We start from the raw sequence: 23634 nt of genomic DNA, 5'->3' as shown, positions 1-23634 counted from the left end.
CGTAGCGTGCAGAGTGGGAATTTTCACCAACCTGGTCAATCTGACACCTGATAACTTGGCGTGGCATTGGTTGGGGACTTCGCATAATCCTCATGCCGAAATTGGTGGGATTCGGATTTTAGAAAGTGGTCCTTTTCTCGCTTCGAGTGCGCTTTTCGGACAGGCTGCATTTCTGGTGATGACAATCAATGACCATCAGCGTTATCGGGGAGAGGGCCTCGCTTTTCTCCTCTGGTATTGCTGGTCGACAGTGCTCTTTTACAAGATCGCCGAGATCAGACTTCACCTGTTTAAAATTCGCAGTATTCAATCCGCTTGAGGCGAGTCTGGTGACATTACTTCATTCGTGAAGGTTGGGTTTAAAGCGGTTTTGTTAGCGTAAGTTGCCCTAATAATTCTGCTTGCCGATTCTTGAGTGATTGAGCCGTCAATAGTACGTCTCGTTCGAAATCATCTGGCCAATTAATCTTTGAATGCCATGAATACGGAACCTTCTCTTCCTTCCACCTGCGATGGTTTATTGCCCATGAATTGCAATGATCTAAGAATTCAATATGGCTCTCAGGAAACGTAGAGCCCTCGATAAGATGGGCCTTGGTTTTAAGGAGTGTTTTAATAAACTCGTTTCGCGGAAGAAAATCTGCTTCAGCCCAAAAAAGCCAAGTGGCCAAGTCACTTTCTGACAGTAATTCTTCACCAATGAAGACAGTCTCTCTGCCCAAGGTGTCCAAAAGGTCCAAGTAAGTTCGCCTTCCCTCGAAAAGTGCGGATGCCAAAGGCCCATATAGTTCTTCGATTTGCCGCTCGAGATATTTCTGTTGTGCCTCCAATTGACCACGCTTTCGGTGTTGGCGAGAGGTAATCACATGATTTATTAGCCAACCAACAGCGGCAAAAGATGTTGTCATCAATGTGATGGTTGTTTGCGTTTCAAGGGCCATTTTTTCCTATCTGGCTCAAGCTTCGAGAGCGGGAGCACTAACAGAACCATAAGCAGGATCCAAAGCATCGTCGTGATTCGTCATCCATTCGATATCTGGTGACCACCGGTCATCGAAGTAGCCGCTAGCTATTGGCTAGCCGTCTATTCGCCACGCCGACCGTATAATTTGCAGGTGTGAGCAAGGCTGAACAAATTGTTTGCCAGTGACTTTTCTGATTAACGCGATAGCGCTAACGTTTCTGCTAGCTATAACCGATCAGGCTGTAAGGGCTGTGAAGCGGAAGGCCTAAGAGCAACCCTTTACGCGTCGCCATCTTGAAGCAGTTGTATAGAGGTTACTGTTCTTAAGCCTTAATATCCTAGTCAATATTGTTGGAATTTCAAGCAACTTTGCGGTATAGGTACGCGCGATTGTTAAAATTTTGCAGCGCTTTCCGCAGCGGACAATGCCTACGTACACCAGCTTATCCATCATCGATGTCGAGAAAACTTGGTTAGACGTGGTCCGCCCCGTACCTCGCTATACGCAAGCATCGCTGCACGAGAAATTGGTACTGGATTGGACTTTCCATTCCAATGCCCTCGCAGGCAACACACTGACCCTGCGCGAAACCAAAGTGGTGCTGGAAGGCATCACCGTCGGCGGCAAGTCGCTGCGCGAGCACTTCGAGGCCATCAATCACCGCGATGCCATCTTCTTCGTCGAGCAGGTCGTGGCCGGCCACGAGCCCCTGAGCGAAGCGCACATCAAGGACATCCACAGTCTGGTGCTCAAGGGGATCGATGCCGATGAAGCGGGCCGCTATCGCCGCGAGAACGTGGTGATTGCCGGCGCCAGCACCACCCCGCCGGATTTCCTGCATCTCAACGATGAAATGCGCACCTTGCTGGCGTGGTATCAGCAGGCCGGCAGTCTGCATGCGGTCGAACGTGCAGCGCAATTGCATACGCGCTTCGTGAAGATCCATCCCTTCATCGATGGCAATGGCCGCACCGGCCGCCTGCTGTTGAATCTGGAGTTGATGAAATCCGGCTATCCCCCGGCGGTCATCCGCAAGGAAGATCGCCTGGCGTATTACGACGCTCTCGATGAGGCCTGCGTCAGCGGCGACCATGCGGCCATCACCACCCTCGTGGCCGAGAGCGTGCAGCGTTCGCTGCGCTTGTACCTGGACCTGCTGCCTGCGCCAGGATGAGCGGCATCAGCTCAATCGTCTGATCAACCCCATCACCCATTCAAATTTTTTTCCATAAGGCGGATGTAAGAGCGTTCCGCCGTTCCAACGCGCCTGCCGGAACACCGGCTTGCGCTTGCTGAAGGTATCGAAGCCCCAGCGCCCGTGATAGGCGCCCATGCCGCTTTCACCAACGCCGCCAAAGGGCTGCTCCTCCTGCACCAGGTGCCACAGGCAATCATTGATGGTCACGCCGCCCGCATGGGTCTGCCGCAGCACCTGTTCGCGCCGTGCCGCATCCTCGCCGAACCAGTACAGCGCCAGCGGGCGCGGACCTTGCCGCACATGGGCGATGGCTTGCTCGGGTGTGTCGTATTCGAGGATGGGCAGCACCGGCCCGAAGATCTCTTCCTGCATCACCCGCATCGATGCTGTCGCCCCCAGGATCAGCGTGGGCGCGAGCTTGCGGCTCTGGCCCAGCTGTTCTCCCGCCGGGTTCACCTCGATCACCTGCGCACCTGCCGCACGCGCTTCTTCTACCAGCGCCTGCAATCGCGCCCGATGGCGCGGGCTGATGATGGCGGTGTAGTCGGGGTTGTCGTGCAGACGCGGATACAGACGGCCCATCGCTTCGGCCAGTTGCTGCGCCACCCCGGTCGCTTGTCCACGCGGCACCAGCAGATAGTCCGGTGCCACGCAGGTCTGCCCGGCATTGAGCAGCTTGCCGAAGGCGATGCGCTGCAGGCTGGCCTGCAAGCGGCACGAGGCATCGAGAATGGCTGGCGATTTGCCGCCCAATTCCAGCGTCACCGGTGTCAGGTTGGCCGCCGCCAGTTGCGCGATCTGCCGTCCGACCTGGGTCGATCCGGTAAAGAACAGGTGATCGAACGGCAGTGAAGCAAAAGCTTGCCCGATGCTGGCGTCCCCGGTGACCACGGCCATTTCCTCCGGGGCGTAGCAACGCGCGACCAGCTCGGCCAGCAGGGCCGAGAGCCGGGGCGCGAGTTCCGAGGGTTTGAGCAGCACCCGGTTGCCCGCCGCCAGCGCCGCCAGCGCCGGGCCCAGCGCCAGTTGCAGCGGGTAATTCCACGGCGAGATGATGCCTACCACGCCCAGCGGCTGCGCCAGCAGGCGATTGCTGCCGGGCAGGAAGTGCAGGGCGGTGGCCACGCGTTGCGGACGCATCCAGCGTTTCAGGTGCGATTGCGCATGGCGGATGCCGGCGCGCAGCACGAACAGTTCGGCCATGCGCGTTTCATGCTGCGAGCGGCCCCCGAAGTCGGCATCGATGGCGGCGATGAGGGCCGCTTCGTGCTCGTCCATCAGCGCCTGCAGGCGCGCCAGCCGGTCCATGCGCACTGCGTGCGAGGGATCACTGTCGGCAGCAAACGCCTGTTGCTGAGCGATGAAAAGCTGCTGCAATTCTGCAGCGGTGGTATCAGTCATTGATGCATCCTTGCATGGTGTCATCGAAGGGTGTCAGGCCGCCTCGGCATGGGCCTGGCTGGCGCGGATCATGTCGGCCGCCTTCTCGGCAATCATGATGGTGGGCGCATTGGTGTTGCCGCTGACCAGCGTGGGCATCACCGACGCATCCACCACCCGCAGGCCCTGCAGTCCATGCACGCGCAATTGCGCATCGACCACCGCCATCTGATCCTCACCCATGCGGCAAGTGCCCACGGGATGGTAGATGGTGTCGGCACGCTGGCGGATCATGGCTTCCCAGGCCCCTTCATCCATGCCCTCGCGGCCGCCGAAGAGTTCGCGCCGGCAATAGCGGCGCAGCGGTTCGGTCATGACGATCTGGCGCGCAATGCGGGCCCCCGCGATCATGGTGGACAGGTCGCGCGGGTCGGAGAGATAACCCGCATCGATCAGTGGATCGGCCATGGGATCAGCCGATTGCAACCCCACGCGGCCGCGCGAATGCGGGCGCAGCATGCACATGTGCAGGGAGAAGCCGTAACCGGCATGCAGCTTTCTTGCATGGTCATCCACGATGGCGATGCAGAAATGCAGCTGGATATCCGGACGTTCCAGTTCCGGACGGGTCTTGAGGAAGGCCGCGCCTTCGGCAAAGGGCGTGGCGATGAGGCCCTCGCCATGCCGCTTCCAGGGCAGCAGCTGGCCCAGCAGGCGCAGGCCGCCGACCACGCCCAGGCCGAAGTTGTCGGTGTCGCGGGTGGTCCATCCCTGCGTGAAATCGAGGTGATCCTGCAGGTTCTGGCCCACGCCGGGCAGGGCGTGATGCAGGTCGATGCCGTGCGGCAGGATGTCCTCGGGCCGGCCCACCCCCGACAGTTGCAGCAATTGCGGCGAGCCAAAGGCCCCGGCGGCGATGATGACTTCACGCGTGGCGCGCACCTGCGCTTCTTGCTGCTGCTGGCGATAGGCCACCCCCACCGCGCGCTTGCCCTCGAACAAGACGCGCTGCGCACGCACCTGGCGCAGCACGGTCAGGTTGGGCCGCTGCTCCATCACCGGATGCAGGTAGGCCGCCGCCGCCGAGCAGCGCTCGCCGCGATGATCGGACGTGTGGAACTGCGTGACCTGGTACAGGCCCACGCCTTCGTTGTCGCCGGTGTTGAAGTCCTGGCACAGCGGATAGCCGCGCGCTTGCGCCGCCTCGATGAAGGCGCGCGTGATCGGCCGCGGGCGATTCTGTTCCGCGACCTGCAGCGGGCCGCTGGCCCCGTGCCAGGCATCGGCCCCGCGCACGTTGTTCTCGGAACGCTTGAAATAGGGCAGCACCGACTCCCAGTCCCAGCCGGGGCAGCCAGCCTGGGCCCAGCCATCGTAATCCTGGCGCTGGCCACGGATGTAGAGCATGGCGTTGATGGCCGAGGAGCCCCCCAGGGCGCGGCCGCGCGGCTGGTAGCCGCGGCGGCCGTTGAGGCCCGCCTGCGGGGTGGTCTGCAGCGCCCAGTTGTTGAGCTTGCCGTAGCCGGGCAGCATGGCCACCACGGCGGCCGGGGTGCGCACCAGCAGGCTGTCGCCCTGGCCGCCAGCTTCCAGCAGGCAGACCGTGATGCGTGGATCTTCCGACAGGCGGGCGGCCAGCGTGGCACCCGCCGAGCCGCCACCGGCGATGACGTAATCGAACAGCACGGTTGTCTCCCTTTGTTATCGTTGACCGGCTTTCAAGGGGGCGCCGCCCTCGGGGCTGGCGCCGTGTCCGGTGTGTCCCGGACTGGCTGGCATTATGACCCGGCCGATGCGGCCTGTTCAAATTCCCTGCACGAATTGGACAATTGCCTTGACCGGGGTGGCCGGCGCGCTGAAATAAACCCGGGCGCAAGGTAAGATACGCGGTTCTGAGCATTCGATTCGAAAGCAGGTTGTCATGTCCTCACCGATCGCACCGGCCGCTGCCGCGCCGGAAGAAAAACTGGTCTTCGTCAGTTCGTGCAAGTTGCCCATGCCTTGGGCGACCTTCGAACTGCACGCCTTCTACGATGAAGTTTCCGGCAAGGAACACCTGGCCCTGACCCTGGGCGACGTCGGCAACGGCGAGCCGGTGCTGGGCCGCGTGCACTCCGAGTGCCTGACCGGCGACGCGCTGTTCTCCCAGCGCTGCGACTGCGGCGCCCAGCTGGAAGCAGCCCTGAAGAAAATCGCCAAGGAAGGCCGTGGCGTGCTGTTCTACCTGCGCCAGGAAGGCCGCGGCATTGGCCTCTTGAACAAGATCCGCGCCTATCACCTGCAGGACCAGGGCGCCGATACGGTCGAAGCCAACGAACGCCTGGGCTTCCCCGCCGACATGCGCCGCTACACGATCGTGCTGCCCATGCTGGCGCATCTGAAGATCACCAGCCTGCGCCTGATGACCAACAACCCGCGCAAGGTCAAGGCGCTGGAAGACAGCGGCATCACGGTGGCCGAGCGCATCGCCCTGATCGCCAACCACAATCCCTTCAACATCGGCTACCTGGGCACCAAGGCCCGCAAGCTGGGCCACCTGCTGCCGGGCCTGGCCAAGACCGAAGAGAAGACCGAGAAGGTACCGCTGGACGCGCACGACAACGAGTAAGGCGCAGGCATCACGCGGGTGAATGCAGGGCGGGCGGCCATTCAGATGGTGAATTCCCGTCATCCGGTAAAACCAGGTAAAGATGCCGGCCCGCGCCGGGCGCGGCTTGCCGCCAGGACGGACCCCATGTGGTCCGTCTTTTTTTTGTCCGGCGCGGGCAGCCCCCTTGACGCATCAGGTAGCATGACGGCTGGATCGTCCATTCTTCCCGTCTTTACACCATGAACCCATCCGTACCTCCTGGCGCCGCACCGATACCCGTTTCCCTGCTGACCGGTTTCCTGGGCAGCGGCAAGACCACGCTGCTGAACCATCTCATCACCCAGCCGGAGATGAAGAACACCTTGGTCATCATCAACGAGTTCGGCGAGATCGGCCTGGATCACCTGCTGGTGGCCCACAGCCAGGAAGAGACCATCGTCGAGATGAGCAGCGGCTGCCTGTGCTGCACCATCCGCGGCGACCTCAAGAAGACTTTGAAGGACATCACCTGGCGCTTCGCCGAAGGCGGCCAGCGCAAGTTCGACCGCGTGGTCATCGAGACCACCGGCCTGGCCTCGCCCACGCCCATCCTGCATACGCTGATGACGGACGCCTTAATCTCGGCGCGCTATCGCCTCGACGGCGTGATCGTCACGGTCGATGCGGTCAATGGCATGTCGACCCTGGACCATCATCCCGAAGCGGTCCAGCAGGCCGCCGTGGCCGACCGCCTGCTGCTGACCAAGACCGACCTGGCCGATGCCGATACGCTGTCGGCCCTGCAGGCGCGGCTGCGCACGCTCAATCCGGGCGCGCGCCAGCTGCAGCCGCAGGTCGGGCAGATCGCCGCTGCCGAGCTGCTCGATGCGGGCCTCTTCAAGCCCGGCGAGAAAATGCCGGACGTCGCCCGCTGGCTCAACGAGGAAGCCTTCGCCGAGAAAGAGGCACACGCCCATCACGCGCACCATCATCACGGCCACGGCCATGATCACCACGATCATCATGGCCACCACCACGACGATCACGCCCACGACGTTAACCGTCACGATGACCACATCCGCGCCTTCTGCTTTACCTTCGACGAGCCCATCGATCCGGTGCTCTTCGATGAATGGCTGAGCTTGCTGGTCGGCTTCAAGGGCCCCAACATCCTGCGCATCAAGGGCATCCTCAACCTCAAGGGCGAGGACAAGCCGACCGTCATCCACGGCGTGCAGCACATCTTCCACCCCACGGCCACACTGCCGGAGTGGCCCTCGGAAGACCGCCGCAGCCGCATCGTCTTCATCACCCGCGATATCGAGCGCGCCACCATCGAGCGCTCTTTCGATGCCTTCATGCAGGCCCAGGCCATCGAGCGCGAGCAGCGCCAGCAGCGGCAGTCGCCGCCGGCCTACTGAAGCGGCATGCAGGGGGAAACGGCCGCATTGTTCCCGTGCGGCAACTTGCGGGCAGGCACCAGGAATTGCCTGATTAAAAATAACTGCGCTTCGGCCGATAACGAGGGATCAGCCGGATTATGATCTGGCTCACCTTAGGGAAATAACGATTCATCTATGCAGCGTGTGATCAACAAGCTGGGGGCAACGTTGTCGGCATCGCTCACGCTGATGCTGGGCGTGTGTGCCACCGTGACGGTCTTCGTCGCCACCAGCCATCTGGAAGAGGATGCCGTCCACCTGGACTTCGAGCGCCGGGCCGGGCTGCGTGCCTTCACCATCCAGCGCGGGCTGGAAGAGGCCGTCCAGGTGCAATCGGTGGTCAATCACTTCTATGCCACCGTGGGCGACCCCACGCGCGAACAGTTCGAGAGCTTCACCCGTCCGCTGCTGGAACGCTATCCCTACGTGCGCGCCTTCAGCGTGCAGCGTTTCGTGGCCGACGAAGACCGGCTGGTGTTCGAGGCCCTGCGCCAGGGCGCCAAGCCGGGCTTCGAAATCACCGCCCTCGAGGACGGCCGGCCCGTGCGCGCTTCGCAGCAGCCCACCTACCTGGTGGTCGATTACGTGGAACCGGTGCCCGGCAATGAAGCCGCGCTGGGTCTGGATGTCTCGCGCAACGCGGCCATCACCGGCGCGCTTGATGCGGCCGTGGTCAGCGGCCGGCCTTCTTCCACCCCGCCGATCCGGCTGGCCCAGTCCGGGCCGGACGAGCGCGGACTGCTGGTGATCCAGCCGGTCTATCGCGGCGGCGTGCAACCGACCGATACCGCCGCCCGGCGCGCGCTGCTGGTGGGCGATACCACGGCCGTGCTGGAGTTGAACGGACTGGTGCAGAAGATCCTCGACGGCGCCGGCCTGATGTCCGACCACGAGATCGGCCTGCGCATCTACGTCGGCCCCCAGGCCGATCCGGCCAACCTGGTCTACCGCCATGACAGCGTGGCCCAGCCGGCTCAATGGCTGGACCAGATCATCAAGCCCGGCAGCTTCTTCCGCCATCCTTCTTCCACCCTCACCAGTTTCGACATCGCCGGCCAGACCTGGCACATGGAGATCAGCATCCCGCCGCGTTCGGTCTTTGCCGATCACTACGGCTCGCTGCTCATCGGCCTGGTCGGCGTGATCGCTTCGCTGCTGGGCGCGGCCTACATGCGTGCGCTGTCGATGCGTTCGCACCGCGTGCAGCAACTGGTGGAAGACAAGACCGCCGAGCTGCGCACCACCAACGCCTTGCTGTCGGACGACATCAAGGCGCGCCGCCTGGCCGAGCGCGCGCTGCGCCTGCGCCACCAGGCCATCGAGGCCAGTGCCAATGCCATCCTGATCCTCTCGGCCCAGGCGCCGGAGTACGCCATCGAATACGTCAACCCGGCCTTCGCCCGCATCACCGGCTACAGCAGCGGCGAAGCGGTGGGCAAGAGCATTCGTTTCCTGGAAGGGCGCGACAGCGATCCCGAGGGGTTCGAGACCGTCTGGATCGCCATGCGCGAGCAGCGCGAGCACAACGTTGTGCTGCGCAACTATCACAAGGATGGCTCGGAGCTGTGGAACGATTTCTACATCGCCCCGGTGCGCGATGAGAGCGGCGTGGTCACCCACTTCGTGGCGGCGCTCTACGACATCACCTCGATGAAGCGCTATGAAGCCGAACTGGAATTCCAGGCCAGCCGCGACACCCTGACCGGCCTGATCAACCGCCACATGCTGCGCCATCACCTGGAGCAGGCCATCGGCGCGGCCGAGCGGCAGAAGCAGGCTTTGTGGGTGGTGTTCGTGGATCTGGACCGCTTCAAATTCGTCAACGACACCCTCGGCCACAAGGCCGGCGATACCCTGCTGCGCACCGTGGCCGGCCGGCTGCGTGCGGCCGTGCGCGAAGCCGATACGGTGGCGCGCCTGGGCGGCGACGAATTCATCATGATCCTGCCGGAGCAGGACGAGCTCTCGCTCGACACCCGCAGCCTGCAACGCATCATGGATGCGGTGGCCGCACCGGTGACGCTGGGCGGGCATACGCTCTTCATGACCTGCAGCATCGGCGTGGCCTGCTATCCCAACGATGGCACCGATGGCGAGACCCTCATCAAGCATGCCGACATTGCCATGTATCGCGGCAAGCAGACCGGCCGCAACAATTTCCAGTTCTATACCCCGGCCATGAACGAGCAGGCGCTGGAACGCCTGCGCATCGAAGGCGACCTGCGCAATGCGCTGGATCACGGCGAATTCCTGCTGCACTACCAGCCCAAGGTGGACCTGGCCTCGGGCCGCGTGGTGGGCAGCGAGGCGCTGATCCGCTGGCTGCATCCGCAGCTGGGCATGGTCTCGCCGGCGCGCTTCATCGGCCTGGCCGAAGAGACCGGCCTGATCCTGCCCATCGGCGCCTGGGTCCTGCGCACCGCCTGCACCCAGTGCCGCCAGTGGCAACTGGCCGGGCATGAAGACATCAGCGTCTCGGTCAACCTCTCGGTGGGCCAGTTCCTGCAGAAGGATCTGGTCTCCTCGATTGCGGATGTGCTGCAAGACACCGGCCTGCCGCCGGCCTCGCTGGAAATCGAACTCACCGAGAGCCTCATGATGACTGACGTCGAGCACGCCATCGGCATCCTGGCGGGCTTGAAGAAACTGGGCATCCGTCTTTCCATCGACGACTTCGGCACCGGTTATTCGTCGCTGGCCTACCTGAAGCGCTTCCCCATCGATGTGCTCAAGATCGACCGCTCCTTCGTGCGCGACATCACCATCGATGCCGATGATGCGGCCATCACCGCTTCCATCATCTCGCTGGCGCGCCACTTGAAACTGCGCGTCATTGCCGAAGGGGTGGAGACCGATGAGCAGCTGGACTACCTGCGCCACTATGGATGCGACGAGATCCAGGGTTACCTGTTCAGTCCGCCGGTGGCGGCCGAGAAGTTCGAACAGATCCTGCGGGAGGAGCGGGTGATTTTGTAATTTCCTTCACGGGCTGTTCCGGAATAGGGCCGCACGGCAATGCCGCTGCGGCCTTTTTCATTTCCGGCTCAATGATGCGCAATCCAGGCCAGGATGAGCGCGATGGTGGGCAGCGAGAGAGTGGTGGAGACCAGGATGGCACGCGACATGGCGGTGACTTCGCGCTGGTACAGCTCGGCCAGCATGAAGGGGCCGGTGCCGATGGGCAGCGCCGACAGCAGCACTGCGCTGTCGGCCCACAGGCGCGGCATGGGCAGGATCCAGTAGGCCAGCACGGCGGTCACGGCCGGCTGCAGCAGCAATTTGAAGGCCACCAGCAGCCACACCGGCGAGCCACCCGCCGTGCGCACCGGCTGGGCCAGGAACAGCCCCAGCGAGACCAGCGCGCAAGGACCGGCCGCACCGCCCAACATCTTGAAGAGCTGCTGTACGCCAGGGGGAATGGCCACGCCGCTCAAGGCCACGATGATGCCGGCCACCGGCGCGATCATGATGGGATTGCGCAGCAGCGAGCGGCCCACCTTGGCCACGGTCTGGCCGAAGGCGGCCTGGGCATGCAGGCAGGTTTCCAGCAGTACGATGGCCACCGCAAAGAGCAGGCAGGCCGTCATCACCATGGCGATCACCGAGGGCGGCAGGCCATCGCTGCCGAAGGCCAGGTAGCACAGCGGAATGCCGATGAAACCGGTATTGGCATAGGAACTGCCGAGGCTGTCGATGATGACGTCGGGCGCGGCCGCTTTCTGGCGCAGGCGCAGCGCGGCCGTGAGCAGGAACACCACCGCCACGCCGATGGCGAAGACGGCGATGAAGCGCAGGTTGGCGAAGTCCGCAGCTTTGAGGCGCGACATGGAATCGAACAGCAGCGCCGGCAGCGCCAGCCAGATCACGAAGCGGTTCAGCTCGCTGGCCGCGCTCGCCGAAAGGATGCGGCGCTTGCGGCACATCCAGCCCAGGAAGATCAACGAAAAAATCGGGAAGACGATGTTGAAGATGGCGAGCATGGCGTAGCGCAGCCATGCTGCGGGGCGGGTTGATCGGCGTCGGATGTGAGAACAGGCCCTAGACCCTACGAAGCTGCTCCTGCTTTGTCAAGGCGCAATGCCGCACGGGGCGGGCGGCGTAGAATGGCGGCCTTGTCTGATTTATCCACAGGGCTTTTCACGATGCCTGCGCGTCCTCTTCAACTTGCCTCTTCCGAATTGCTGGCCGCCTGGCGCGCCGAGGCCGGCACGATTTCCTCCGCACTGCAGGGCGTTCCGGACTGCCTGCGCGAGCAGCGCAGCGCCACCGTGCTGGACCTGCATTTCGGGCTGGGTCAGTCCTTCTTCGCCACCTGGCATGCCTTCGCCCGCCAGCGCGCGCAAGGGGAGGGCGCGGTGCATCTGCACTACATTGCGATCCTGCCGCATCCGCCGTCCGCGGAAGTCCTCTCCGAAGACTTAACTTATGCACAGGCCTTGCGCGCTGCATGGCCGCTGCCCTTGCCGGGCACGCACCGTCTCTTGCTCGATGAAGGCCGCCTCACGCTGACCCTGGTCTGGGGCGCGGTGGAAGAAGAACTGGCGCGGCTGGAAGCGCCGGTGGACCTGTTCTACCTGCATGCCGACCCGACCCGCTTCGATCCTGCCGCGCCAGCCTGGCATGCGCATGCCTGCAAGCGCCTGGCGCGGTTGGCCTGGACCGGGGCGCGGGCACTGGTGTTCGGTGCGGCTGGCGATGCGGCGCTGGCGGCGGCGATGCGCCAGGTCGGTTTCCATGGACAGGCGCAGGACGGCGCGCTGGCCTTGCGTTATGCACCGGCCTGGGCGCGTCCGGTCACGCATGTGGCGGCCTCCGATACGCCCTTGCGGCGCGATCTGCCGCATGCGCGGCAGGCGCTGGTGATCGGCGCCGGGCTGGCCGGCACCGCTGCGGCCGAGCGGCTCACGGCGCGCGGCTGGTGCATCGATCTCATCGATGCGGGCCCGGCGGTGGCCACCCGCGCTTCAGGCAATCACGGTGGTCTCTTCATGCCCGCGCTGGCACGCGATGACAGCCCGCTGGCGCGGCTCACACGGGCGGCCTTCTTGTTTGCCTCGCAACGTCTGGAGGATCTGGGTGGTTTGGGGCTGGAGGATCACGCCGCCGTTCGTGGCGAGCGCTGCGGCATCCTGCAATTCGGCCGCGATGCCAAGCAGGCGATCTCCTTCGAGCAGGGCGCGCGCGAGTGGCAGTATCCGCCGCGTTATGCGCGCTGGATGTCCGCCAGTGAGACGGCAAGCGCACTGGGCATGCCGACCATGGGCGGCGGCTATTTCTTCCCGGAAGCGGGCTGGCTCAATCCGCCCTCGGTGTGCCGCCGCATGCTGGCGGTGGCGCAGTCGCAAGGCGAGGTGCGTTCGCATTTCAATCGCGCTGTCGCGCGCCTGGTGCGCGTGGACGATCAATGGCAGGCGGTCGATGGTGATGGTGCGCTGATCGCGCAAGCTCCGGTGGTGATCCTTGCAGCGGGCGCGCAGGCGCGCGTGCTGGCGCAGGCGGCGGGTTTGCCCTTGAATGCGGTGCGCGGCCAGGTCATGCACCTGCCCGCCGAAGGCTTCCCCGATTTGCCGCATGCGCTGTGTGGTGACGGTTACCTCACGCGCCCCTATGCCGGGCAGGTGTGCATGGGGGCCAGCTATGATCGCTTCGACGATCCTGCGCTGCGTGCGGACAGCCATGCCGAGAACCTGGCCCGCCTGCAGCACATGCTGCCGCAGATCGCGGCACACATGTCGCTGCCGCAGCCGGATGCGGATCTTCCTGGGCGGGTCGGCCAGCGCTGCATTGCGCCGGACCGCTTGCCGCTGGTCGGTGCCTTGCCGGGTGAGGCGGGGCTCTTTGGCCTGTTGGGCTATGCCTCGCGCGGCCTGATCTGGGCACCGCTGATGGCCGAGTTGCTGGCCGCGATGATCGAGCGCGAGCCCTTGCCGCTGCCGCGCGAATTGGTGGCGGCGCTGGACCCGGCCCGTTTCGGCGCGGATTCAGCGGCCGGCCTCAACGCACCCAGTGACCCGGAATGAACACCCAGCCACCCGGACCCGGTTGCCAGTGGGCCGGTTCATAGCGGGCGTAGTGGCGGCGCATGCGTTCCCAGTGGCCGCCGATCCAGATGTGACGATGGCCGTTCCAGGCCCAGTAGCCGGGTGCCCAGGCATAGCCGTGGCGCGGGGCGGGCACCACTTCATAACGCGGGGCGGGCGGTGGCGTACCGATGCGTACGTCCACGCCGACCACCTGCGCTTGCGCGGCAGGGGCCAGGGTTGCGGTGGCAGCGAGCGCAGAGAGGGTCGTGAGAAGGGCGAAGGCGAGGCGAGTGGTTTTGGTCTTGGTGTTCATGTTGGACTCCTGCAAGGTGGTATTGCGTGGATGCAGCGCAAGCGGGGCCGCGCTGTGAAAACCACTGTAGGAGCCGGGCTTCTTTAAGACTGTAATGTTGTGTTTCCAGTTGTGTCCGTGCCTGCCAGCGCTCCCGTCTTGCAGCCCGAAGGCAGCGCCGCGCGGGGGGATCCGGTAACAAATCGCGGCACACCGATACATGCCGCCAGCCACGCAACGCTCACTTCCTGCGCGCCGCGCGCTCGTAACGCTGCTCCACCACGCGGCTGCCCCATTGTTCGCCGGGCGACTCCTCGGCCAGTTCGAAGCCGGCCGACAGATACAGGTGGCGTGCCGCATCCAGTCCCTGGAAGGTCCACAAGTAGCACGCCAGGCGATGGGCATCGACGAAGGCCATGGCCTGTTCCAGCAAGCGCCGTCCCACGCCGCTGCCGCGCAGACCGTCGTCGACGATGAACCAGCGCAGGTGCGCTTGCCGCTGCTGCAGGTCGCCATCGATCACGATGGAGGCCAGGCAGCGCCCGTGTTCGATGTGGGTCCAGAGCTGCTTGCCGACCTGGGGCAGGGTTTGCGCGAAGCGGCCCAGTTCGCTGGCCACCTTGTGCTCGAAGAACACCCCGAAGCCGGCCGCCTCGGCGTAGTAGCGCGCATGCAGGCTGGCGATGTCGCCGATGCAGCCGGGCTGGTAGCCGGTGTTCAATTCCGCTGCCGCGCCTTTGGCCGGACGTGCTGCCGCATTGGGGTTGTCGCGCGACAGGGCCTCGGAGTACAGCGCCAGCGAGCGCACCAGGCCCTGCTGGTCTTCCGGCAGGATGCGCCGCAGGGCCCCGGAGACCTGGTCGGTGGCGAACTTGTCGATCTTCTTGCGCAGCGCCTGCCCCTCTTCGGTCAGCGCCAGGCTGTAGGCGCGCCCGTCGCCCGGCACCGGGCTGCGGCGTACCAGCCCCAGTGCCTCCAGCTTGGCCAGCTGGCGGCTGGTGTTGGATTTGTCCAGGTACAGCAGCTCGCCCAGCTCGCGCGCCTGCAAGCCGGGTTTGAGGCCGATCTCGATGAGCGCGTGCACCGCCGAGGGCGCCAGGTCGCTGCCGGCCAGGGTGCTGCGCATGAAGCCCAGTTCCCGCACCAGCTTGCGCGAGAGCTCGCGCAACTGGCGGATGGTCTGGTCGCGCGGGGGAGAGTGCAGGCCGTCATAGTCCATGGCAGGATCCGGTAATGGTTGCGAAGTGCAATCAATGCTGCGCCAGATACTTGCGTTATGCAACTTGTTTGATGGCGTGGGCCATGCTGGCTGTCGCACCTGCGCAACTGGCGGGGCCGGGCTGGGAGCGCCTGCCGGGCTGGAGTAAAATGTCGCCTTTCGCGCAGCCTTCCGCCGTGAGCACACCGGCCATCGTGGCCTGCGCCACCTCCTGCATCCCCAGTCTTGTTGAAAGTCCCCGCACATGTTGCGCATCTCTGAACTGACCCTTCCGCTGAGCCATACGGAAGACGAACTGAACGCCGCCATCCTCGATCGCCTGGGCATCCCGGCCGGCGACCTGCTGTCCTTCACGCTGTTTCGCCGCAGCTACGATGCCCGCAAGAAGACGGCCATCACCCTGAACTACACCATCGACGTCGAGGTGAAGGACGAGGCGGCGGTCCTGGCACGCCATGCGAAGACCACCAATGTCGGCCCCACGCCCGATACCTCCTATCACTACGTCACCCGCGCTCCGGCCACCATCAAGAAGCGCCCGGTGGTGATCGGCTTCGGTCCCTGCGGTCTTTTTGCGGCGCTGATCCTGGCCGAGATGGGCTTCAATCCCATCATCCTGGAACGCGGCAAGACCGTGCGCGAGCGCACCAAGGACACCTGGGGCCTGTGGCGCCAGCGCGAACTGAAACCGGAATCGAACGTGCAGTTCGGTGAGGGTGGCGCCGGGACCTTCTCCGACGGCAAGCTCTACAGCCAGGTCAAGGACCCCAAGCACTATGGCCGCAAGGTGCTGGCCGAATTCGTGGCCGCCGATGCGCCGCCGGAAATCATGTACGTCAGCAAGCCCCACATCGGTACCTTCCGCCTGGTCAAGATGATCCAGCTCATGCGCGAAAAGATCGAGAAGCTGGGCGGCGAATTCCGCTTCGAGCAGCGCGTCGAGGATGTGCTGATCGAAGACGGCCAGATCCGTGGCCTGACCCTGAACACCGGCGAACAGATCGAAGCCGACCACGTGGTGCTGGCCATCGGCCACAGCGCTCGCGATACCTTCGAGATGCTCTACGAGCGCGGCGTCTACATCGAGGCCAAGCCGTTCTCGATCGGCTTCCGCGCCGAGCACCCGCAGTCGCTGATCGACAAGTGCCGCTTCGGTCCCGGTGCCGGCCATCCCATCCTGGGCGCGGCCGATTACAAGCTGGTGCACCACGCTTCCAATGGCCGGTCGGTCTACAGCTTCTGCATGTGCCCGGGCGGCACGGTGGTGGCGGCGACCTCCGAGCCGGGCCGCGTGGTCACCAACGGCATGAGCCAGTATTCGCGCAACGAACGCAATGCCAACAGCGGCATCGTGGTGGGCATCTCGCCGGCCGACTATCCGGGCCATCCGCTGGCCGGCATTGCCTTCCAGCGCGAGTGGGAAAGCCGCGCTTACGAGCTCGGCGGCGGCAACTACAATGCGCCGGGGCAACTGGTGGGCGACTTCATCGCCAATCGTCCCTCGACCCAGCTGGGCAGCGTGGAGCCGTCTTACAAGCCGGGCGTGACGCTGGGCGACCTCAACCCGTCGCTGCCCACGTATGCCATCGATGCCATCCGCGAGGCGCTGCCGGCTTTCGAAAAGCAGATCCGTGGCTACTCCATGCATGACGCCGTGCTGACCGGCATCGAGACGCGGACCTCTTCGCCCATCCGCATAAAGCGCGATGACCACACCCTGCAGAGCCTCAACACCAAGGGCCTGTACCCGGCTGGTGAAGGCGCCGGTTATGCGGGCGGGATCATGTCGGCGGCCATCGACGGCATCCGCGTGGCCGAAGCGCTGGCGCTGGACATGGTGGGACAGGGCTGATCCCCCGGACCGCCCAAAGCAAAACGCCGCTCCGGTGACCCGGGGCGGCGTTTTGTTTTTACAGCCTGAAGTGAAGATTACTTCTTGGCGCGGGCCGAAGCGACGGTCTTTTCAGCAGCAGCGGTGAACTGTTTGGTCGCGTTGGCCAGGTTGGCTTCCAGCGTTTCCACAGCTTGCTTGGAGTTCTTGGACAGTTGCTCGTAGGCAGCGTTGGCGTTGGTGAGGGTAGCCTTCAGGATGGAGACGGCTTGCTCCGAACCCGGGGGCGCGTTCTTGCTGATCTCGTCGATCAGGGCCGACAGCTTGCGGCTGGTTTCGGAGATCTGGGCTTCAGCAGCCTTGGTGAATTCAGCCTGGGTCGAGGACACGATACCGGCCAGGTGACGGCTGTAGGCGGTGGCCTTTTCAGCGCCCGGCTGTGCTTGGGCGGCGGCCAGCGACAGCAGTTCCTGCGGGTCCTTGGCGGCGGCCAGCTGCTTGGCGGCAGCGGTGGCTTCTTCCAGGGTGGCCTTGGTGGCCGACAGGTTCAGCTCAACGATCTTTTCCACGCCTTCGAAGGCCTTGGCGGTCAGGTTGTTGATGAGGTCCAGGTGGGCTTGCAGGTTGGCCTTGGTGGCGGCGGAAAACTGATCTTGGTACGAAAACATGTGCATCTCCTAGGTGATATGAACAAATGAGCTTGCCGACGAGCGTGACGATCAAAACAATCGGCGTTCGAGCGCGGCTTTCGACCAGAATCAATCAACAATCATGATTTGTGCGCCGCAACAATTCTTATTTTATGCACTTCTTTGGTGAAATCAAGTGTTATTTGTGCGGCGCACAAAAAATAATCCGCCGCGTGGACATTTTGCTACGCCGCACCAGCAGCGGCTTTGCGGGCGATCAAGCCGAACGTTCGGTCGTTTTCTCCGGGCGGACGTGGGTGTCGCCGCTGGGCAGATCGTGGACCACGATGCCGGTATCGCTCTCGGAAAACGGACAGCCCTTGCCCAGCGCGATGGCACGCAGGCCATCCTGGTAGCCCTGCTCCCAGCGCCACATCACCGAGCCCTTGGCGAAGTTGACGTCCTTGGAGGCCATGTTCCAGTCGCGCCCGGCGTAGGCCAGGCGGACGATGTGGATGGTGCTGTCGGCACCGAGCTCCTCCATCATCTGGCGGTCCTGCTGGGTCAGCATGGCAGGGGGCAGGCGCTTGTAGAGCGCGTGGGCCGCGCGGCGCAGCTTGTATTGCTGCAGGTAGGCATCGATGTGGCGCTGTGAACGGGAGGCGAAGGTGACATCCTTTTCGCGCGTCTGCACCTCTTCCAGGGTGCGTGGCTCCGGTCCGTCGGCATGCCACAGGTCGACCATCATGCAGAGCAGGTTGGTGCGCGGCTCATCGTTGAGCACGGCTTCCAGCGGCGTATTGGAATACAGCCCGCCATCCCAGTACAGTTCGCCGTCGATGCGCACCGGCGCAAAGCCCGGGGGCAGGGCGCCGCTGGCCATGACGTGTTCCGGTCCCAGCGGCCGCTGGCGCGAATCGAAATTGACCAGGGTGCCACAGGTGACCTTGACCGCCGCGACCGTCATGCGGATGCCGGAGGGACCGTTGAGGTAATCGAAGTCGACCAGGCGCGACAGCGTCTCGCCCAGCTCGGCAGTGCTGTAGAAACTGGCCTCGTCGGGCGGCACAGGCAGGCCCAGCGCAAAGGGGTTCAGCGGACGCGGCCGGAAGAAGCCGGCCGTGCCGCGCAGAAACGTATCGAGCGTGGTCAGGCGGGTGGCCCAAGGGCGCAAGGTGTCCGGGACCTGGCGCAGGTCGAACACGTCCGGATGCGCCACCGTCTCCCAGAATTCGCGCAGGCGGTCGATGCGGGTCTCGCGCGGGTTGCCCGCAATCAAGGCGGCGTTGATGGCACCGATGGAGGTGCCGACCACCCAGTCGGGGGTCAGGTCATTCTCGTGCAGGGCCTGGTAGACCCCGGCCTGGTAGGCACCCAGCGCACCGCCTCCTTGCAGCACCAGCGCCACGCGCGGCTTGGCAGCCACGGTAGCGGTGGCGGATTTGCGGCGGGGGGAGGGCGGCGACTGATCCTGATCCTTGCGCATCGTTCTTCCTTTCTGGGGATACCGGGTGGATCCGGCAACAACGTGAAGGTTCTGCAACAACAGCAGGAGTCTAGGATAACGCGCTTACACGGAAGTGACCGTCACTGTACGCGGACGTACGAAAAACCTGCAGTTCAGCTGGCCAGCCAGGCCTCGATCAGCTGGCGCGCCTGGGCATCGATCTGCTCCAGCTCCACTTCATGGCGGCGATGGAAGATCATCATCGCGTACAGGCCCGCCAGGGCATTGACTTCCGGGGACAGTGCGCATTCCTCTCCGCTGGCCGGGCGCTGGTGGCGCCAGTAGTTGATTGCATCTTCGAGTTCGGTGAGGGTGAGCATGGCGGTATTTCTTGATAAAGACGTAAGGTAAAACGTCGGCGCATTCTACTCCATTTCAGCCGCCGATACTGGTTGAAAACACAGTATGGCCGGGCTTGCCAGGCCTCCATGCAATTTCCGCATAAGCATGTGCGCGCTCTGCAGCATGCGAAAAACAAGCAAGCACATGCGCAATGCTTCGTTCGGATTCCCCCCTCGCTTTGCTCTAATGAGACCCCTCGCGCGCCCTTTGGCGCCGCCCGCACTATCCCTCAGGAGTAGTTCATGTCCGCGCACATCCTTGAAACCGTCCGCCGTCCCGGCCTGCGCCAGGCCCAGCGCATTACGAGCGAAGCGCAGGCGCTGCAGGTTGCCGCCGAGCTGGCTGCCGAGTTCGGCCAAAGCGCCGCCGAGCGCGACCGGGAGCGCATTCTGCCGTTCGACCAGATCGAACGCTTTTCGCACAGCGGCCTGTGGGCCATCACCGTGCCGCGCTCCCATGGCGGTATCGGCGCGTCATGGCAGACGGTGGCCGAGGTGTTTCGGCTGATCTCTGCGGCCGACCCTTCCATCGGCCAGATTCCGCAAAATCATTTCGGCAATCTCAACCTGATCGCCAAGCTCGCCAGCGAAGAGCAACAGCGCTTCTTCTTCAACGAGGTGCTCGAAGGCGCGCGACTGGGCAATGCCGGTCCCGAGCGCAACGGCAAGAACGTGCTGGACGTGCGCACCCGCGCCACGCTCGATACCGCCGCCGGCGACGGCAGCTACCTGCTCAATGGAACGCGTTTCTATTCGACCGGTGCGCTCTATGCACACTGGATTCCCAGCCGCGCCATCGATGACGAGGGCCAGCCGCTGGTGGTCTACAGCCGCCACGATGCGCCGGGTGTGCGGGTGATCGATGACTGGTCCAGCTTCGGCCAGCGCACCACGGCCAGCGGCACGGTGGTGTTCGACAAGGTGCGCGTGCCGGCGTCGCAGGTGCTGCCCTTGAAGGACGCGCTGCAACAGCCCAACAACATCGGTCCGGTCTCGCAGCTGATCCAGGCCGCCATCGATGCCGGCATCGCCCATGCGGCCGTGCAGGACACCATCGCCTTCGTCACCACCCGTTCGCGTCCCTATGTGGACAGCGGCCTGGAGCGCGCCAGCGACGACCCCTACATCCTGCGCGACATCGGCAACCTGAGCCTGCGCCTGCATGCGGCCGAAGCGCTGCTGGAAGAGGCGGCCGCCGTGCTCGACAGCCTGCCCGCCAAGATCAGCTTCGAGCAGATGGCGCAAGCCTCGGTAGCCGTGGCCGAGGCCAAGGTGCTGTCCACCGAAGTGGCCCTGCTGGCCTCGGAAAAACTGTTCGAACTCTCCGGCTCGGCTGCGACCCTGGCGAGCCACAACCTCGACCGCCACTGGCGCAACGCGCGCGTACACACGCTGCATGATCCGGTGCGCTGGAAATATTTTGCGGTCGGCAATTACGCCCTGAACGGCACGCCGCCGCCGCGCCACTCCTGGAGCTGATGCCCGGCCCCTGCCTTCCCTCATTCGAACGCGAACCATCATGACCCAGACCGCTGCCGCCCAGGCCACCCACACCACGCTCGATTCCCTGCCGCCGCCGTCGGGCACGCCACCGCGCCTGGTGGCGCGCATCCGCGACGACGCCGAAGCCATCGCCGCCGCGCGCAAGCTGGCCGAGGACTTCAGCCGCGAAGCCGCGCTGCGCGACCGCGAGCGCAAGCTGCCCTGGGACGAGCTGGAACGCTACGTGCGTTCGGGCCTGTGGGGCATCACCGTGCCCAAGGAATACGGCGGTGCGGGTGTCAGCTACGGGACCCTGGCCGAAGTCATCGCCACCATCTCGGCGGCCGATGGTTCCATCGGACAGATTCCGCAAAACCATTTCTATGCGGTGGAACTGATCCGCGTCAACGGCAGCCAATCGCAGAAGCGGTTCTTCTTTGACCGGGTGCTGCAGGGCGACCGCTTCGGCAATGCCCTGGCCGAACTCGGCACCAAGACTTCGCATGACCGCAAGACCCGGCTGAGTCGCAATGAACACGGCCCCGGCTACCGCATCAACGGCCGCAAGTTCTACGCCACCGGTGCGCTCTATGCTGACTGGGTGCCGACCTCGGTGATCGATGAAGAGGGTGTGCAGCAACTGGCCATCGTGCCGCGCCATGCCCCGGGCCTGACCATCATCGACGACTGGTCCGGCTTCGGCCAGCGCACCACCGGCAGCGGCAGTGCCGTGTTCGAGAACGTCCATGTGCCGGCCGATGCCGTGATCGGGTTTGCCACGGCCTTTTCGCGGCCCACGCAGATCGGCCCGATGGCACAGATCCAGCACGCGGCCATCGATCTGGGCATCGCGCGTGCGGCCTATGCGGACCTGCTGCAATTCGTGCGCACCCGCTCGCGGCCCTGGGTCGACAGCGGTGTGGAACGCGCCGGCGACGATCCGCTCACCATTCGCGAAGTGGGCGACCTGACCATCCAGCTGCACGCCGCCGAAGCGCTGGTGCGCCGCGCGGGCCGCAAGGTCGATGCTGCGGCCGCTGCGCCCACTGAAGAGAGCATCGCGGAGGCGTCCATTGCGGTCGCCGAGGCACGCGTGCTGACCACTGAAGTCTCGCTGGCGGCCGGCAGCAAACTGTTTGAGCTGGCCGGTTCGCAATCGACCTTGTCCGAACACAATCTCGACCGCCACTGGCGCAATGCCCGCACCCATACGCTGCATGATCCGGTGCGCTGGAAATATCACGCCATCGGCAATTACGTCCTGAATGGCAAGAAGCCGCCGCGTCACGGCGCGATCTGAGGAGCCCGCATGGCCAAGAAGGAAATCCGTCTCAACGCATTCAACATGAATTGCGTCAGCCACATCAACCACGGCCTGTGGACGCACCCGCGCGACCGCTCGCAGGATTACACCGACATCGCCTACTGGACCGACCTGGCGCGCCTGCTGGAACGCGGCAAGTTCGATGGCCTGTTCCTGGCCGATATCGTCGGCGTCTATGACGTCTACCAGGGCAATACCGATCTCACCCTGCGCGAGACCATACAGCTGCCCGTGAACGACCCGCTGATGCTGGTCTCGGCGATGGCGGCAGTGACCGAACATCTGGGCTTTGGCGTGACCGCCAACCTGACCTATGAGGCCCCGTTCCTGTTTGCGCGCCGCATGTCCACGCTGGATCATTTAAGTCGTGGCCGCGTGGGCTGGAACATCGTCACCGGTTATCTCGACAGTGCCGCGCGCGCCATGGGCTTGCACGAACAGCTGGAACACGACCAGCGCTATGACCGCGCCGATGAATTCATGGAAGTGGTCTACAAGCTCTGGGAAGGCAGCTGGGAAGACGGTGCCGTGGTGCGCGACCGCGCGCGCCGCGTCTATGCCGACCCGGCCAAGGTGCACAAGATCGCGCATCATGGCGACTACTACCACGTCGAAGGCATCCACCTGAGCGAACCGTCGCGCCAGCGTACGCCCGTGCTGTATCAGGCCGGTTCGTCCGGACGTGGGCAGGCCTTCGGTGCGCGCCATGCGGAATGCGTGTTCATCTCCAGCCAGAGCAAGGACGCCACGCGCAAGCTGGTGCAGAGCATTCGTGACGGGGCGGTGCGCGAGGGACGCGATCCGGACGCCATCAAGATTTTCATGGGCCTGACGGTGGTGACCGGCCGCACTGACGAGGAGGCCCAGGAGCGCTTCCGCGAATACGCCAGCTACGCCAGTCCCGAAGCGGGGCTCGCGCATTTCTCGGCGGGTACCGGCATCGATTTTTCGAAGTACGAGCTGGATGAACCGATCCGCGCGGCCAAGACCAATGCCATCGAATCGCTGACCAAGGTGGTTACGCAACCGGAGCTGAACTGGACCAAGCGCAAGCTGCTGCAACAGCTCGAACTGGGTGGCCGTTATGCCAGCATCGTGGGCGCGCCCGACCGCATCGCCGATGAACTGGAAAGCTGGGTGGCCGACACCGGCATCGACGGCTACAACCTGACCCGCACGGTCACGCCGGAGAGCTTCGAAGACTTCGTGAACCTGGTCATTCCGGTGCTGCAGGAACGCGGTTCCTACAAGCGCGACTATGCCCAGGGTACCTTGCGTGAAAAACTTTTCCAGCGTGGTGCCACCTTGCCGCAGGAGCACGTGGGTGCGGGTTTCCGGGCGGGAGCGGCGGTCGAGCACGCCTGAAGAAAATCGCCAGGTGGCTGCGCGCAGGGACATGCGCGCAGCACATAAGCAAAGCGGAAATGATTCC

The 23634-nt window shown here is 64.2% G+C and carries 19 protein-coding genes; 10 read left to right on the top strand and 9 right to left on the bottom strand.

Annotation, left to right across the window (positions count from 1 at the left end; translation table 11 throughout):
* Positions 1–13: 13 nt before the first annotated feature.
* Positions 14–319: a hypothetical protein gene (locus ACLRDN_RS24905; RefSeq protein ID WP_413458453.1), complete on the top strand. Its 306-nt coding sequence runs from the start codon at positions 14–16 to the stop codon at positions 317–319.
* 40 nt (positions 320–359) lie between these two features.
* On the opposite strand, the gene ACLRDN_RS24900 is transcribed toward ACLRDN_RS24905, so the two are convergent.
* Entirely contained in the window at positions 360–941 is a 582-nt protein-coding gene (locus ACLRDN_RS24900) for a hypothetical protein (protein ID WP_413458452.1), read from the bottom strand.
* 448 nt (positions 942–1389) lie between these two features.
* On the opposite strand from ACLRDN_RS24900, the gene ACLRDN_RS24895 reads away from it, so the two are divergent.
* Positions 1390–2139: a Fic family protein gene (locus ACLRDN_RS24895; RefSeq protein WP_413458451.1), complete on the top strand. Its 750-nt coding sequence runs from the start codon at positions 1390–1392 to the stop codon at positions 2137–2139.
* Positions 2140–2145: 6 nt separating this feature from the next.
* Here the strand turns inward: ACLRDN_RS24895 and ACLRDN_RS24890 are convergent, their stop codons facing one another.
* Both ACLRDN_RS24890 and ACLRDN_RS24885 read right to left on the bottom strand, forming a co-directional pair.
* The gene (locus tag ACLRDN_RS24890) at positions 2146–3564 is read right to left on the bottom strand and encodes a coniferyl aldehyde dehydrogenase (protein ID WP_413458450.1); all 1419 of its coding nucleotides are present in this window, start codon (positions 3562–3564) and stop codon (positions 2146–2148) included.
* Positions 3565–3597: 33 nt separating this feature from the next.
* Entirely contained in the window at positions 3598–5229 is a 1632-nt protein-coding gene (locus tag ACLRDN_RS24885) for a GMC family oxidoreductase (RefSeq protein WP_413458449.1), read from the bottom strand.
* A 235-nt stretch (positions 5230–5464) separates the two neighbouring features.
* On the opposite strand from ACLRDN_RS24885, the gene ribA reads away from it, so the two are divergent.
* The 3 genes from ribA to ACLRDN_RS24870 all read left to right on the top strand — a co-directional run bounded on the left by ribA (position 5465) and on the right by ACLRDN_RS24870 (position 10530).
* Positions 5465–6151 (top strand): GTP cyclohydrolase II, encoded by a 687-nt coding sequence (gene ribA, locus ACLRDN_RS24880; protein WP_039790315.1) that lies wholly within the window; start codon positions 5465–5467, stop codon positions 6149–6151.
* 221 nt (positions 6152–6372) lie between these two features.
* The gene (locus tag ACLRDN_RS24875) at positions 6373–7533 is read left to right on the top strand and encodes a CobW family GTP-binding protein (protein WP_413458448.1); all 1161 of its coding nucleotides are present in this window, start codon (positions 6373–6375) and stop codon (positions 7531–7533) included.
* 156 nt (positions 7534–7689) lie between these two features.
* A complete protein-coding gene (locus ACLRDN_RS24870; protein WP_413458447.1) occupies positions 7690–10530 on the top strand; it encodes an EAL domain-containing protein in 2841 nt (946 codons plus the stop codon).
* A gap of 68 nt (positions 10531–10598) precedes the next feature.
* On the opposite strand, the gene ACLRDN_RS24865 is transcribed toward ACLRDN_RS24870, so the two are convergent.
* The gene (locus tag ACLRDN_RS24865; RefSeq protein WP_413458446.1) at positions 10599–11534 is read right to left on the bottom strand and encodes an AEC family transporter; all 936 of its coding nucleotides are present in this window, start codon (positions 11532–11534) and stop codon (positions 10599–10601) included.
* Positions 11535–11696: 162 nt separating this feature from the next.
* Here ACLRDN_RS24865 and mnmC point away from each other — a divergent pair, with 162 nt between their 5' ends.
* Positions 11697–13574: an FAD-dependent 5-carboxymethylaminomethyl-2-thiouridine(34) oxidoreductase MnmC gene (gene mnmC, locus ACLRDN_RS24860; protein WP_413458445.1), complete on the top strand. Its 1878-nt coding sequence runs from the start codon at positions 11697–11699 to the stop codon at positions 13572–13574.
* On the opposite strand, the gene ACLRDN_RS24855 is transcribed toward mnmC, so the two are convergent.
* Both ACLRDN_RS24855 and ACLRDN_RS24850 read right to left on the bottom strand, forming a co-directional pair.
* Entirely contained in the window at positions 13549–13890 is a 342-nt protein-coding gene (locus ACLRDN_RS24855; RefSeq protein WP_413458444.1) for a hypothetical protein, read from the bottom strand. The two genes, mnmC and ACLRDN_RS24855, sit on opposite strands and share 26 nt — an antisense overlap.
* Positions 13891–14110: 220 nt before the next feature.
* On the bottom strand, positions 14111–15088 hold the full coding sequence (locus ACLRDN_RS24850) for a GNAT family N-acetyltransferase (protein WP_413458443.1): 978 nt from the start codon (positions 15086–15088) through the stop codon (positions 14111–14113).
* Positions 15089–15332: 244 nt separating this feature from the next.
* Here ACLRDN_RS24850 and ACLRDN_RS24845 point away from each other — a divergent pair, with 244 nt between their 5' ends.
* Entirely contained in the window at positions 15333–16940 is a 1608-nt protein-coding gene (locus ACLRDN_RS24845) for an NAD(P)/FAD-dependent oxidoreductase (protein ID WP_413458442.1), read from the top strand.
* Between the two features lie 77 nt (positions 16941–17017).
* On the opposite strand, the gene phaP is transcribed toward ACLRDN_RS24845, so the two are convergent.
* From phaP to ACLRDN_RS24830, 3 genes are all read right to left on the bottom strand, one after another.
* Positions 17018–17587 carry a TIGR01841 family phasin gene (phaP, locus tag ACLRDN_RS24840; RefSeq protein WP_006463404.1) on the bottom strand — a complete coding sequence of 190 codons (570 nt, stop codon included), beginning with the start codon at positions 17585–17587 and terminating at the stop codon, positions 17018–17020.
* 238 nt (positions 17588–17825) lie between these two features.
* Entirely contained in the window at positions 17826–19034 is a 1209-nt protein-coding gene (locus ACLRDN_RS24835) for a patatin-like phospholipase family protein (protein ID WP_413458441.1), read from the bottom strand.
* Positions 19035–19168: 134 nt separating this feature from the next.
* A complete protein-coding gene (locus ACLRDN_RS24830) occupies positions 19169–19375 on the bottom strand; it encodes a DUF3717 domain-containing protein (protein WP_413458440.1) in 207 nt (68 codons plus the stop codon).
* Between the two features lie 264 nt (positions 19376–19639).
* Between ACLRDN_RS24830 and ACLRDN_RS24825 the strand changes: the two genes are divergently transcribed.
* The 3 genes from ACLRDN_RS24825 to ACLRDN_RS24815 are packed head-to-tail and all read left to right on the top strand — an operon-like array spanning position 19640 to position 23567.
* Positions 19640–20875 carry an SfnB family sulfur acquisition oxidoreductase gene (locus ACLRDN_RS24825; RefSeq protein ID WP_413458439.1) on the top strand — a complete coding sequence of 412 codons (1236 nt, stop codon included), beginning with the start codon at positions 19640–19642 and terminating at the stop codon, positions 20873–20875.
* 40 nt (positions 20876–20915) lie between these two features.
* A complete protein-coding gene (locus tag ACLRDN_RS24820) occupies positions 20916–22178 on the top strand; it encodes an SfnB family sulfur acquisition oxidoreductase (RefSeq protein ID WP_413458438.1) in 1263 nt (420 codons plus the stop codon).
* 9 nt (positions 22179–22187) lie between these two features.
* Positions 22188–23567 carry an LLM class flavin-dependent oxidoreductase gene (locus ACLRDN_RS24815; RefSeq protein ID WP_413458437.1) on the top strand — a complete coding sequence of 460 codons (1380 nt, stop codon included), beginning with the start codon at positions 22188–22190 and terminating at the stop codon, positions 23565–23567.
* Positions 23568–23634 lie beyond the last annotated feature (67 nt).

It is taken from the genome of Herbaspirillum huttiense (assembly GCF_047300815.1).
Lineage (GTDB): Bacteria > Pseudomonadota > Gammaproteobacteria > Burkholderiales > Burkholderiaceae_D > Herbaspirillum > Herbaspirillum huttiense_A.
The sequence above is the reverse complement of the archived record's forward strand: the minus strand, read 5'-3'. Positions and strand labels throughout refer to the sequence as shown.